Source organism: Rickettsiales bacterium, from assembly GCA_041396965.1.
Classification (GTDB): domain Bacteria; phylum Pseudomonadota; class Alphaproteobacteria; order Rickettsiales; family SXRF01; genus SXRF01.
Map to the genome: position 1 here is coordinate 340005 of JAWKXN010000001.1, position 12347 is coordinate 352351.

Below are 12347 nucleotides of genomic sequence, written 5' to 3' on the forward strand. Positions count from 1 at the left end.
CGCTGCGAAGCAAGCGTAAAAATGAATAAAGTACGACCAGCAGGTCGTACGAGCCTTCAGCTATGCCTCATGAGATTTTCAGTAGAAAATTTCGGAGGCGATAAAAATATGTAATATTTTTATTCATAATAAGTATATAGAAAATATGGAGAGAAATAATGCGAATTGCCGTAATTGGAACCGGATATGTTGGTCTAGTCTCCGGTGTATGTTTTTCTGAGTTTGGCTTTCACGTTACTTGTGTTGATAAAGATCCAGATAAAATCGCCGGATTGCAGCAGCACGTAATGCCAATTTATGAGCCGGGTCTTGAACAGCTAGTTGAGAGTAATCGTAAGGCTGGTCGCTTATTTTTTACTACGGATTTAGGGCAGGCGGTAGAGCAAGCTGATATAGTGTTTATCGCTGTTGGTACTCCGTCTAATGATAGCGACGGCATGCCGGATTTAAGCGCGCTTAACTCAGCGGCAAGAGATGTCGCTAAACACATAAAAGATTACACTTTAGTTGTTAATAAATCTACCGTCCCAATTGGAACTAACCGTGAAATATCTCGTCTTATATCACAGGAAAATCCGAACGCTGATTTTGATGTGGCTTCCAATCCTGAATTCTTGCGTGAAGGGGTGGCGATAGAGGATTTTATGTCACCGGACAGGATTGTGGTTGGTGTTGACTCTAAGCGGGCGCGTAATCTTATGAACAGGATTTATGAACCGATATGCTTAAATGGCGCGAAGATATTATTTACCACCTTTGAAAGCGCTGAGATGATAAAATACGCTTCAAATAGTCTGCTTGCCACTCGTATCGCTTTTATTAACGAAATGGCTGATTTATGTGAGAAAACCGGAGCTAATATTCGTGATGTTGCGCGTGGTGTCGGGCTTGATAGCAGAATAGGAGATAAATTCTTACAAGCTGGTCCGGGTTATGGCGGTTCGTGTTTCCCTAAGGATACGCTGGCTCTTAGGCAGATGGCTGTAAATAATGGAGTTCCCAGTCGTTTGGTAGAAGCGACTATAGAAAGTAATGAAAGCCGTAAGAAACAAATGGCGGAGAAGATTATATCAGCGGCTGTGGAGGTAAAAGACAAAACTATCGCCATACTTGGTCTGACCTTTAAGCCAAATACTGATGATATGCGAGAGAGCGCCAGTCTTTCAATAATACCAGCTTTAATCGGTAGTGGCGCTAAAATAAAAGCTTATGACCCGCAAGGTATGAAAGAGGCAAAACATCATCTTAAAGAATATAGTAATAGCATAACATGGTGTAATAGCTCGTATGAAGCGATGGAAGATGCCGATATGTTGGTTATTCTTACCGAGTGGAACGAGTTTCGTAGTCTTGAGTTAAAGCAGGTAAAGGAATTACTCAAAACACCTTTAGTGGTTGATTTACGCAATATCTACAAACGGCAGGATATGATGGCGCATGGCTTTAACTATATATCAGTGGGTAGACAAAAAGTGGTAACAGGTGAGCCGTGGATAGCTGACCTTAATATGGATGATGAGTTAGCTGTCTGACTGCTATTTATAAGCTTTATAAAGATTACGTTAATATATATACGGAGGAAAATATGAGCAATGATCCACTACCAAATCTTTCAAGGCTTGGGATAAAAATCCTTAATTTCTTAGGAAAAACGCCTACTCAAGAAAAATCCACTATGGAAATTAGGAGTGGCATGGAGGGGGGAAGGGGTCACTATTCCTTGTTTGCATTTAGAAATAGAGAAACTAGAGCAAATGGATTTAATAACCACACGGCAGGAGCACTCTAACAAACCAGAAAGAGGCAGAAGAGCTGAGTTAATGGTAAAAATGTCAGAACGTGGACAAAAAGTAGGTTACGAAATGGAAGTTAGGCAAGGCAATACAGATTTCGGTGATTTACAGACTGATGGGGCTAATAGATTCCAATCTAGCATAATAAGCAACAGGAGTAGTTTGCGCCAACGGTAAAATCATCTTACAGATTTAACCCATCAATTTGCCGCATTATCTGTTCAAGTTCCTCCTCAAACCTGTGGTCTGCTCCATATTCTTCCTTCATTTCTTGTATAATGTTTTCAGGAGGTATTTTACCGACCCCGTGCTTTAATATGCTCCCATAGTCGGCGAGGTCATAATTGCCCTTTTTCTCTGCTTCTTTGAAGTTTTGGTATTTGCTAAAAGGTATAGAGGCGTAAGCCCAGTGTTCGCTACCATCCTCCAAAGTTCCTGTTATCAGAGTAAGTATGCGTACGTTCTTATCAATCTCCTCAAATATATTCTGTTCCATAACTATACCGCTAGCACACTACCAGAGTTTCTACGTAACGTCTCTTTGTAAGCAAAAGATTGTGGCTCTGGTCTTTGTGTGCTGCCCTTAATATCTTTATCTTCAGCCCCTTCCACGTTAAAGCCTTTTTTAGTAACGGTAGCCGCCATAAGCAGGCTAGCTGCTAAGAACAAAGCTCCACCAGTCACATATACAGGTATGGCTTCTATAAGACCGCCTATTATCATACCAGCGCTTACGGCTGATTGCATCAGTGAGGAAGCGAATACCGGTTCATCTTTCATCCTTTGTATGAATTTCCCAGTAAAACCTTGCGCTTTACTTTGAGATTTCGCGAAATGTAGTGATTCCTCATTTTCTTTTTTGTTAGCTTTCTCTGGTTTTTTATCCTTTTCTTTGCCAAATAGCATATTCGCATATGAGATTATAGCGACAAGCCCTAATAATAAAGGGGTGTACCCAGTTCTGCCATCTTCCATGAAGAGGCTAGCTCCGTAAAGTGTTCCAAATGTTTCCGCAATTACCGAAAATCCCGCGCTTGACTCAATAGGATAAGATTTTGGATGAGCCATTTTTTTTATATTTCCGGCTATGGAGTCGTCTTTTTTTAAATTTCCCTTATTCTGATTTGCGGTTTTTTCCTGATTTTCTTTAGTGCCGTAAGCAATCATTATCAGCCTGCCGATTATGGCGAAAGCTGAATAAGCCATAAGTAATGGTTCTCCACTAAAGCCAAAAATGACATCGCCTGCAAGCTTCATTGCTCCAGATATCCGTGGGGCGTTGTCACGGATTTTATCACCAAGCTCACCGCTAATACCAACAGTTTTGCTTGTGCCGTTAGCAAATACAAGGCTAGCATCATCATCCAGTAGATGTTTTGCCACGTGCATATTATCTGTAGTAGGCACAAAACCACCAGCTTCCCTTATATCACTTAAGGGAAGGTGTAGGCGCACTTTTTGTTCTAAAACCGGATTCAGACCTTCCATTATCCTATAATAATGTAACCAACTAAAAAAATATAGTTACAAAATAATGACAAATATCAGCCATTTACCGCAATAAATATACAGCTATCACAGTATGTTATATGTTAGGCTAAATTCTTAGCGGCGAAATCCCAGTTAACTAGCTTATCAAGGAAAGTCGCCAAATAGTCAGGGCGGCGGTTTTGATAATCAAGATAATAAGCATGTTCCCACACGTCACAGGTAAGCAGTGCCTTCTGACCGTGCGCCATTGGTAGGTCAGCGTTTGCGGTTTTAGTTACTTTAAGTGTATCGCCGTCTAGCACCAGCCATGCCCAGCCGCTACCGAATTGAGTAGCTCCCGCTTGTTTGAAAGCTTCTTTGAAAGCGTCAAAACTACCAAAATCTTTATTAATTCTTGCCGCTAAATCTCCACTTGGCTCACTACCACCATTTGGTTTCATTGAATTCCAGTAGAATGTGTGGTTCCACACCTGAGCGGCGTTATTAAAGATACCGGCTTTGCCAGCGTCACCAGCGGTTTGTTTTATTACATCCTCAAGGCTAGCTGAGGCAAGAGGAGTATCCTTTACCAGATTATTCAGGTTAGTAACATAGGCTTGATGGTGCTTATTATAGTGATAGGAAAAAGTATTAGCTGAGATGTGAGGTTCAAGGGCGTTAGGTGTGTATGGTAGTTCCGGTAATGTAAAAGTCATAAAATCCTCTTTTATCTTTATTGTTAAGTAGTTATATAAATCTTACTATTCATGTAGGTTATTTAGATGATTTTTGCAAGTAAAGAAGAATATTCTCATTATTGCGTGCAGGTGAAAAATCAAAGGTATGATTTTTTTGTGTCACTAATGTTTATTCCATCTCATCTGCGAGAGGTGGCGGTAGCTATATGCGCGCTAGATATTGAGCTTATGAGTATCCACTCTAACGTAAAAGAGGAGATGATGGGGCATATACGCTACGCTTGGTGGCAGGAGGCGATAGAGTCTATAAAAAATGGGGAAATTCGTGCGCAACCGCTAATTCAGGCTTTGGCAAGAGCGGAAATAAATGAGGATATAGTAATTCCGATTATCAACTCTTATCGGGAGAATTTTCCTGATAAACCAAGTAACTCTGATAATATATTGCGTGATACTATAAAAAAATATTTACTTAGTAAGGCAGATAAAAAAGAAATAAAGAAATGGGAAAAATCCGTAAGCATTATAAATAAACACAACGCCAAACACGGAAATAAAAAAAACTGGCTGTTGTTGAGCAGATTGTTGTTTGTTTTTTGATTTTATTGTCTGCTAACAAGCGCGTGGCGGAACTGTTTAAGGCGCAAAAGGAAGGCATCAAGTATCTTCTCAACCTGTTTATATTGCGCGGAGATACTTTCCGTATCCTCATCAGGAGGTAGCAGGGCAGGGGTGGTAAAATCAGCAAAACCGGTTCCGGCATATTTGGCAAAAGATATTCCAGTGTTTTTTTCCGCTTCCATAACAGTGGTAATTAGGCAGGAAGCGACAATGCGTGGGAATAATCTAGTATACGCTATTACCTCATCAGCTTTGCTTTCCTCGCTTTTGGGAGCAGTCTGTAATTCACGCTGGACATAAGCGATAGCGTCAATATAGCGATCTAGTCCTTTTAGTAGATTCTCACTATTCTGCGCGAAAATATCAGCCCATAATTCTGAGTCGGAGGAGGTGATTCTAAGAAAAGTTTTATATATGTTATTCTGTTGAGGGTCTTCCAGTTCCCGCTTGTAAAACTCACCAAGCGGTTCTGTTACGCAAAACGCTATAAGTTGTGGCAGATGCGACATATAAGCGTAAATAAGGTCATGCGTGTCCGCTGGCATCCCCTCTAGCCTAGCGCCCATCGCGCCCCAAAAATTGGTAAGCTTGTTAAGTAATTCATCTTCTGGAGGTTGCTCTGGGGTTATTATTATTCTCCGTTGCTTAAAAAGGTCATCACGTCCACTACGTACACCAGTTCTCTCACTACCAGCTATTGGGTGAGTTGGCATAAATATCACATTCTGTGGTAGGTTATCTTCAATAGCCGAAATAGCCGGTCTTTTTACCGATGCTACGTCTATTACTATAGTTCTGTCGCTGAGGCTTGTCGCTATTTCTTTGCTTATATCAGCGAGTGTCGCTGGTGGGGTGGCGATTATTACCAATTCACTGTCACTTACGGATTCCCCAATATTATTTGCCGCTTCGTCAATAAATTTTTCTTTAATAGCGTAGGTTAAAGACAATTCATCTTGATCATAAGCGATTATTCTTTCAGCAAGATTGTTTTTACGAACTCCACGCGCGATAGAGCTGCCGATCAAACCGAGCCCTATTATAGTTATCTGTTTGAATATTGGATTAGTCATTTATATCTTCTATGTTAACTTTTAAGTCAGATACTTATAATCGTTCTGCTTTCTAAAAAATAGAAAGACTATGAAATTAGTCACCAAAAGCGACTGATTTCCGCCGCGATAGCGAGCACAATCAATTTTTAATATATCATTAAAAATTTGAAGCCACATAGCTAACATGTATCATTTATATATGGAAGAGAAAAACGTTATCTTATCATTTCTGTCCCAGTTTTTATACCTATTTCCCTATTATTGCCTTCTAAAATATCACGAATTTTTTTTGGAACATTTTTTTGTTTATACAAACTATCTGTGTCTTTAAGTGTCATTTTCTCTGTTATTGTTTGTCTAATAGAACCATTCGTGTATTTAGTCCCTAAATCAAAAATATACGCTGGTTGATTGCTAAGTATTTCATTAAATTTTTCTATTATTGGTTCTAGAACTTGATAATTATCACTCTTTTTTGAGCCAGTTTTTACAGTTCTAAAATTACGTCTGTTTATCCGCGTTCTAAGACCGCCTGCGTGAGCTGGCGGATGTAGCGCAGCTACAATCTTCCTGCTACAAATAATATATGAGTTACAGGAAACAAAATAACTGCATCTATCTATGTCACTATCACCTTGTTTTTGCGACTAAATACCGTCGTAAGATTATCAACGAAGGTGTTAGCGAATTTTTGAGGAATAGACTCTATGAAATAACGGAACATTATCCAGAAATAGATATTATGGAATATAATGATGATAAAGATCATATACATATTCTTGTGTCTATTCCTCCAAAGATGAGCGTAGGAGATGTTGTACGAATAATTAAGACGAATACAGCACGCAAAATCAAGGTAAAGTTTCCGTTTCTCAAAAAGGTGTATTGGGGTACAGATAGTATATGGTCGGGCAGTTATTTTGTTTCTACGGTGGGGATAAATGAAAAGATTATACAGCGTTATATAGAAAAACAAGGGCAGGAAGATTGTGGCCAAGCGAAGCTTGAACTAGAGTGAAACCGCCTGCGTAAGCTGGCGGAGATTCACAGGTTTTTCGAAACAAGATATAGACTTTTCTGGTACACCCTCCATTCTTAGCTCTTTTAGCGCTCTTTCACAATTTTTTCCGTTTGCCGCGTCATTTAGACGCCAGTTTACATGTGTCAACGCTTCCTCAAAATTTTTCCGTGTGTACCCATTTAATTTCCTTATTGCTTCCTTTATTATTGGGTCTAAATCTTTTTTTAGAGACGTAACAATGTTTTTATCCACTTGGGAAATTATGTCCTTTCTCGGCATATCAATAAAATATATAGCAAAATCAGTGGTTTTATCAGAGCTATTTCTAGTCTTTTTAATTGTTATATTTTCACCTTTTATTTTATTCAATACACCATTGATATAATCAATATTATGATCTGTGCTTATGGCGAATGTGTCAGTGCCAACACCTTCATTGTTTGTATTGTGGGAATGATATATATATCTCGTACTTTCAATTAGCAGTAAACTTCCTAGTAATTCTTTTACTGCTTGTATATGACTCTTTTGTTCTTCAGTGTTTGAAGCCATAATTCACTTCCTGCATTTTATTAAAAATTGGTTAATTATACAGGTTAAAAATTATTAAATCAAATTGAATAATAGGCTATATTAAAAACCAAGAATTGAAAAAAATGTTGTTTTTCAAATATATATTTATAATATATATTATTAGAAAATAGTTAATTATTTGTTTAGGAATTTTCTTAAAACATCAATGACTGCCTCATTATCCTCGCAAAGACCGACGCTTATTCTCAGGCAGTTGGGAAACCCATAATTTGTTACCTCACGAACTATTAACCCTCTTTCCATGAGATAGGCGTTAGCGGCGGTGGCGGTGTGCCCCTTTTCAGGAAATTTCACCAATAAGAAATTACCAGCGCTTGGATATGGCTTAAGACCAAGTTCTGATATTTTCGCAAATAATTTCTCCAACTCTTGTTTGTTAAAGTCTTTGGCTTTAGCGGTAAATTCAGTATCACGCACGGCGGCGATCCCAGCCTCTATAGCAGGAGTTGAAATGTTAAAAGGACCTCTTATTCGGTTTATAACATCTATTATATGTTCTGGCGCGAACATCCAGCCAAGACGTAGTGCGCTAAGTCCATAAATTTTTGAGAATGTTCTAAGCATTACCACATTTTCATTGTTTTTTACTAGTGTGCTGCCATCACTATAGTCATCCGCTTCCACATATTCGCAGTAAGCGTCATCAATAGCTAGAATTACATTTTTGGGAATACCAGCATGTAGACGTTTTAGTTCGGAAGTAGTTATATATGATCCAGTTGGATTGTTAGGATTAGCGATGAATATAATCTTAGTTTTTGGACTTATAGTGGCTAGTATAGCGTCAACATCGGTTCTTAGCTCTTTTTCTGTTGCCGCTATTACCTTAGCTCCAACGCTCTGCGCGTATATCTTATACATCAAAAAACCATGCTTGCTTATTATTACCTCATCACCTTTATTCACATAAGCGTGAACTAATAATCCGATAAGTTCATCAGATCCAGCGCCACAGACAATTTTTTTCAGTGGAAGTTCATAAATATCACTGATTGCTTCTCTTAATTTATATGCGCTACCATCAGGATAGCGGTGTAAATTAGTGACGACTTCTTTATAAGCCTCTATAGCTTTAGGGCTTGCTCCAAGTGGAGTTTCGTTGGAAGATAGTTTAATGGTTTTTATCGCGGAATTAGATGTTGATTTTCCACCAACATAAGGTGCTATCTCTAAAATTCCATGATTTGGGGTAGGACGCATAATTATTTATTCTAAATTTTATATTATTAGATTAATTAGTAAAATCTATTGGGGTGGCATAAGCTCCAAGAAAATAACATCTAAATAAAGCGCGACCCAAAGCGGAAAGAGCTTGCTTTAACTCTTCATGATTTTCATCAACAAAGCATCTAACTTCAATCAGATGATGACGGCTTGCTGGGTTAATAGTCGTAGTGGTAAGCCAGCGGGCGTTCAGACCTATACTACTAAATATTGTCTGCAAGCGATTTTGGCTTACATTATGCTCAGCCTCTATAACTATTATGGATATATCATCACCAGACGGTTCAGGGATGAGTTTAGCTATGGCAAGAGCTGATGGATTATTCCTGTCTGTAGGCTGGTTATTTACAAATGGTATATGAGCGAATATTTTGGGAGAGTTTTCTCCTTGTTGTAGCAGTAATACCCACCAGTTATCATCATCACTTATATTATCCATATTTGGAACTATACCAACCGACGCTTTATCCTCAATCACATCACTTATAACACGTTTTACATATGGCTGTTTTATAATTGGTATATTGGGACCAAAATATTCTCTTGCCAGCCAGTATAGCTTACTTTCTTTTTCATCAGAGAATATAGAAGTGGTAAGTTTAGACTCAACGTTAGTGGAAGCGCCAATAATTATACGCCATATAGCGGCCGCTGAAGCCGCTGGAAAATCACTTTCGGCGAATCTTTCCGTTATATCTCTTATCATTTCAGCTTCCCTACCGGGACGGATAGGGCAGGGTATATTGGTCTTACTATATTTTAGGCTTCCAACCTGCTTTACTATACCTATACGCTTTTTAAGCTGGCTTATTATGACATTATCAATTTCATCTATTTGCTTGCGAAATATCGCTAATTCTTTTTCAATGTTATCTACTTCAACATTGGTATCCTCTACTGTAGAGGCTTCTGATATATCATCCATAGCCATTCATATTATTAAAATTGTTAGACAAACTAAGCTATAAGAGATAATTCAGCTAAGTCAACCTGTAAAAGTAACATATTTTACCATATGGGTAAGCTATTTGCTGATTCTGAGATTAGCCAGCGAATCACCAATCTGGCTGAAGGCAAGCGATAAATCATCGGTGGTCGGGCTATCAAAGTAGTACTCTGCCTTGCTCGCACAATTTTTTAACACATTTTTCGCTGTTGTGCCTATATTCGTACCAAGTGCTATGGTATAAATTATTACATTACTGCTATTTGCCTTGATGTTATCACATACACTGCCTGTTCTTATGTTTAACTCAGATTCTCCATTATTGCAATCGCTTCCCCACCACGAGGAAGTGCAGGCGCTTGGTCCAAGCTGTCCATCATCAGGATAACCATAAGCGGTATATCTGTTATCGGATATTGTGTTGTCTCCATCACTCATCAGGATTATCGCTTTGTTCATCAGCGGGGTGTTGTAATCAAGCGGAAGTGCGTTAGTGTCCATCTCTCCACCCCATAAATTACGCCATTTAGGGGATATTAACCTCCAACCCCAAGCCATTCCTAGGTTAATATGGGTAAGACCACCTGTAGTCATCGATGAAATAGCATTCAATATGGTAGTTTTGCTGGATGTAAGTGGAGTAATTGCTTGCGGACAGTAAACATTAGGACCTTTGGTGCTGGTTATGTAGTAATTACCATATGATATCCAGTTATTGGTGCTGTCATTATCCTCCGCGTAATATTTAGGAAACAGCCTTACGGACGGTATGTCATCAGTTATATCATATTGCGGAGTTAAGGTGCTGTTACTGCGTGATTCCACACAACCTTCCCAGCTTGATGGTCCCCAGTTGAAACTATCTGTCTCAACCCAGCTGGTTCTGCTAGAGCCGATATTTACCGTTTGTGAGAAAGGAACAAGACCAATCCAGAGATTATCTATGGTTTCATTGCTGCCATATAATATATTTACCATTGTCGTTGCCGCGTTTTTAGCGGCGGTTATTTTGCTTACTGAACCACCTGCAGAACCGGTCATTGAACCTGTCGTATCCATTACTAGCACTATTTCCAGACCTTTGCTCTCACGGGTAATTTCTGATGAAGCGGAAATAGCAAGACTCTCAATACCAGCTATTCTCATAAAAGTCGTTGGCACAGATCCTGATATAGAAAGAGATATCACTTTATTGTCACTGCTTGGCGTAACCAACAATGTGCCAATAGTAGTTCCCATATAATTGGCAGGGAAATTAGCATTGAAATATTTGTTGGCTTCGCTGTTTATATCATTGGTGCTTATGGTGGCCGCTGCCGCAAGACCGGCGTTATCTAATGCGCTCCCCATTCTTGCCTGTACAAGCTGCGCACGTGCCATATCAATTGACACACCGATTATTGAGACAATGGCAAGTAATCCAACACCTACCACAAGCATTGCTGATCCCGATTGTTCGCAAGTAAACCTGTTAAATGCTCTACGTGTATTACTGGTATATAGAGAAAGTTTTTCCATGCTAGGCATATATTTCTCTCCATATCTCTCCCCACAAGTTTTTTGGAGAGTATATGTTATATCCAAGTACCTTCAGATCCCCCAGCCTTGGTTTATGTATGCTGTAGCGATACATCGTGCTGCTATTATATATGGTGCCCGATAGTATAGGTTCGTAGCTGAAAAATACTTCAGCTATTATAACAGTCTCCTTGTCAGTTATGGCAAAACCTCCAGGCATGGTGGCGTTTCCTCCCGATGTTCCGACAAGACTCGTCTGCACTGTCCCTCCGCTTGTATATTGCCAGTTGATTACTGGGGGATCTTCACCGGTTTTGGTTACGGATGATATTATGGCATAGCCGTTTGTATCAAAATCATAAGGAAGCATCAGCTGGCTGGCTGCGAGTATTATCTGGCTTAAATCACCGGAGTTAACATTCTTTGACTGTGCTACAAGGTCAGAAAGAGATATTGAGACACGTTCCATTTTTTGCGTGATCAATACGTAGCGCGTTACCTCAATAGCACCGAATGTAAGAATTATGAAAAGCGGGAGAAACAGAGCAAACTCAACAGCCGCAAGACCATCCCGCGAAAGTAGCATTTTTTTATATGTGTACAACAATCTGTTTTTCATTTTATTTATACACTTTTACTAAAATAGTTTCGATTAATATGGCTCGTTCTTTACAACAGTACGGCTTGATATTATTAATGGATTATCAAAAAAGGAGTTTATTATTGGTGTCGTAATGGTCCATGGATAACTTACCGTATATACTACTACGTCATTCGCATTGCCCAGTCCTTCAACACCAGCACTGTCCCATTGCCCGTTCCCGTTTACATCCGTGTAGGTTTCCCCGACATTATAGACACCATTGTGATTTGAATCTATGTAAGGTTCTTCTTGGCTTATTGATTCGAATGATGGATAAACCGTAGTGTTGACGGTAATATTTTCAGGATCCAGCAATCCGGTTGTTCTTAACGCCACGGTATTTACTATTTGTTGCTGGCGGGTTATTCCTTCTATGGTATATCCGGTTTTTCCATAACGGCTGCCTGCTGCGGTAGCTCCTTCCATTACGCTGCTTACAAACATGACAAGAGAGAACTCAACAAGACCAGTAAGCATTAGCAGAAATACCGGAGCGATCAAAGCAAATTCAACCGCAGTCGTACCACTGCGATCGGAATAAAATTTTCTTGTTTTGTTGTTTGTGGACATTGTCTTATATCAAGCATTATGTAGATTTATTGTACTATCGCACTAAAACACCACTTAGCGCATCTTATCATAACAATATTAACCCGTAGTTAATTATGTTAATTAATTTATTGAAAATTATAAAAAATATATAATTAATTTGTTTCAAATATGTAAATGCTTTATATTATATTTATATTATAACTGATGTATAA

At 39.0% G+C, this 12347-nt stretch carries 15 protein-coding genes; 4 read left to right on the forward strand and 11 right to left on the reverse strand.

Translation table 11 applies throughout. The annotated features are described in order from the left end of the window. Nucleotides 1–158: 158 nt before the first annotated feature. On the forward strand, nucleotides 159–1532 hold the full coding sequence (locus R3D71_01715; GenBank protein MEZ5690367.1) for a UDP-glucose/GDP-mannose dehydrogenase family protein: 1374 nt from the start codon (nucleotides 159–161) through the stop codon (nucleotides 1530–1532). A gap of 156 nt (nucleotides 1533–1688) precedes the next feature. Further along, entirely contained in the window at nucleotides 1689–1970 is a 282-nt protein-coding gene (locus R3D71_01720; protein ID MEZ5690368.1) for a hypothetical protein, read from the forward strand. Between the two features lie 7 nt (nucleotides 1971–1977). Here the strand turns inward: R3D71_01720 and R3D71_01725 are convergent, their stop codons facing one another. The 3 genes from R3D71_01725 to R3D71_01735 form a co-directional block, all read right to left on the reverse strand. After that, entirely contained in the window at nucleotides 1978–2289 is a 312-nt protein-coding gene (locus tag R3D71_01725; protein MEZ5690369.1) for a hypothetical protein, read from the reverse strand. Nucleotides 2290–2291: 2 nt separating this feature from the next. Continuing rightward, the gene (locus R3D71_01730; protein MEZ5690370.1) at nucleotides 2292–3281 is read right to left on the reverse strand and encodes a hypothetical protein; all 990 of its coding nucleotides are present in this window, start codon (nucleotides 3279–3281) and stop codon (nucleotides 2292–2294) included. A 104-nt stretch (nucleotides 3282–3385) separates the two neighbouring features. Beyond that, on the reverse strand, nucleotides 3386–3979 hold the full coding sequence (locus R3D71_01735; GenBank protein MEZ5690371.1) for a superoxide dismutase: 594 nt from the start codon (nucleotides 3977–3979) through the stop codon (nucleotides 3386–3388). Nucleotides 3980–4045: 66 nt separating this feature from the next. Between R3D71_01735 and R3D71_01740 the strand changes: the two genes are divergently transcribed. Then, nucleotides 4046–4561 (forward strand): squalene/phytoene synthase family protein, encoded by a 516-nt coding sequence (locus R3D71_01740; GenBank protein MEZ5690372.1) that lies wholly within the window; start codon nucleotides 4046–4048, stop codon nucleotides 4559–4561. Between the two features lie 2 nt (nucleotides 4562–4563). Here R3D71_01740 and R3D71_01745 read toward each other — a convergent pair whose 3' ends face one another. Together R3D71_01745 and R3D71_01750 are read right to left on the reverse strand one after the other, a co-directional pair. Continuing rightward, nucleotides 4564–5655, reverse strand: coding sequence for a prephenate dehydrogenase/arogenate dehydrogenase family protein (locus tag R3D71_01745; protein MEZ5690373.1), 1092 nt, complete (start codon nucleotides 5653–5655; stop codon nucleotides 4564–4566). 197 nt (nucleotides 5656–5852) lie between these two features. Continuing rightward, on the reverse strand, nucleotides 5853–5975 hold the full coding sequence (locus R3D71_01750; GenBank protein MEZ5690374.1) for a hypothetical protein: 123 nt from the start codon (nucleotides 5973–5975) through the stop codon (nucleotides 5853–5855). 248 nt (nucleotides 5976–6223) lie between these two features. Here R3D71_01750 and tnpA point away from each other — a divergent pair, with 248 nt between their 5' ends. Next, nucleotides 6224–6655: an IS200/IS605 family transposase gene (gene tnpA / locus R3D71_01755; GenBank protein ID MEZ5690375.1), complete on the forward strand. Its 432-nt coding sequence runs from the start codon at nucleotides 6224–6226 to the stop codon at nucleotides 6653–6655. Here tnpA and R3D71_01760 read toward each other — a convergent pair. The 6 genes from R3D71_01760 to R3D71_01785 all read right to left on the reverse strand — a co-directional run bounded on the left by R3D71_01760 (nucleotide 6647) and on the right by R3D71_01785 (nucleotide 12153). Beyond that, complete coding sequence (locus R3D71_01760; protein ID MEZ5690376.1) at nucleotides 6647–7210, reverse strand: hypothetical protein; 564 nt, start codon at nucleotides 7208–7210, stop codon at nucleotides 6647–6649. The genes tnpA and R3D71_01760 overlap by 9 nt on opposite strands. Before the next feature lie 156 nt (nucleotides 7211–7366). Further along, nucleotides 7367–8452, reverse strand: coding sequence for a histidinol-phosphate transaminase (gene hisC, locus R3D71_01765; protein ID MEZ5690377.1), 1086 nt, complete (start codon nucleotides 8450–8452; stop codon nucleotides 7367–7369). 31 nt (nucleotides 8453–8483) lie between these two features. Further along, nucleotides 8484–9401: a chorismate mutase gene (locus R3D71_01770; GenBank protein MEZ5690378.1), complete on the reverse strand. Its 918-nt coding sequence runs from the start codon at nucleotides 9399–9401 to the stop codon at nucleotides 8484–8486. Nucleotides 9402–9500: 99 nt separating this feature from the next. Then, the gene (locus R3D71_01775; protein MEZ5690379.1) at nucleotides 9501–10949 is read right to left on the reverse strand and encodes a TadE/TadG family type IV pilus assembly protein; all 1449 of its coding nucleotides are present in this window, start codon (nucleotides 10947–10949) and stop codon (nucleotides 9501–9503) included. Next, entirely contained in the window at nucleotides 10942–11559 is a 618-nt protein-coding gene (locus tag R3D71_01780) for a TadE/TadG family type IV pilus assembly protein (protein MEZ5690380.1), read from the reverse strand. Before R3D71_01780 ends, R3D71_01775 begins: the two co-directional genes overlap by 8 nt. A gap of 33 nt (nucleotides 11560–11592) precedes the next feature. Further along, nucleotides 11593–12153, reverse strand: coding sequence for a TadE/TadG family type IV pilus assembly protein (locus R3D71_01785; GenBank protein MEZ5690381.1), 561 nt, complete (start codon nucleotides 12151–12153; stop codon nucleotides 11593–11595). Nucleotides 12154–12347 lie beyond the last annotated feature (194 nt).

Coding starts and splice junctions, on each gene's coding strand:
- R3D71_01715 (MEZ5690367.1), top strand. CDS start 159: ATGCGAATTGCCGTAATTGGAACCGGATATGTTGGTCTAGTCTCCGGT.
- R3D71_01725 (MEZ5690369.1), bottom strand. CDS start 2,289: ATGGAACAGAATATATTTGAGGAGATTGATAAGAACGTACGCATACTT.
- R3D71_01730 (MEZ5690370.1), bottom strand. CDS start 3,281: ATGGAAGGTCTGAATCCGGTTTTAGAACAAAAAGTGCGCCTACACCTT.
- R3D71_01735 (MEZ5690371.1), bottom strand. CDS start 3,979: ATGACTTTTACATTACCGGAACTACCATACACACCTAACGCCCTTGAA.
- R3D71_01740 (MEZ5690372.1), top strand. CDS start 4,046: ATGATTTTTGCAAGTAAAGAAGAATATTCTCATTATTGCGTGCAGGTG.
- R3D71_01745 (MEZ5690373.1), bottom strand. CDS start 5,655: ATGACTAATCCAATATTCAAACAGATAACTATAATAGGGCTCGGTTTG.
- R3D71_01750 (MEZ5690374.1), bottom strand. CDS start 5,975: ATGACACTTAAAGACACAGATAGTTTGTATAAACAAAAAAATGTTCCA.
- tnpA (MEZ5690375.1), top strand. CDS start 6,224: ATGAGTTACAGGAAACAAAATAACTGCATCTATCTATGTCACTATCAC.
- R3D71_01760 (MEZ5690376.1), bottom strand. CDS start 7,210: ATGGCTTCAAACACTGAAGAACAAAAGAGTCATATACAAGCAGTAAAA.
- hisC (MEZ5690377.1), bottom strand. CDS start 8,452: ATGCGTCCTACCCCAAATCATGGAATTTTAGAGATAGCACCTTATGTT.
- R3D71_01770 (MEZ5690378.1), bottom strand. CDS start 9,401: ATGGATGATATATCAGAAGCCTCTACAGTAGAGGATACCAATGTTGAA.
- R3D71_01775 (MEZ5690379.1), bottom strand. CDS start 10,949: ATGCCTAGCATGGAAAAACTTTCTCTATATACCAGTAATACACGTAGA.
- R3D71_01780 (MEZ5690380.1), bottom strand. CDS start 11,559: ATGAAAAACAGATTGTTGTACACATATAAAAAAATGCTACTTTCGCGG.
- R3D71_01785 (MEZ5690381.1), bottom strand. CDS start 12,153: ATGTCCACAAACAACAAAACAAGAAAATTTTATTCCGATCGCAGTGGT.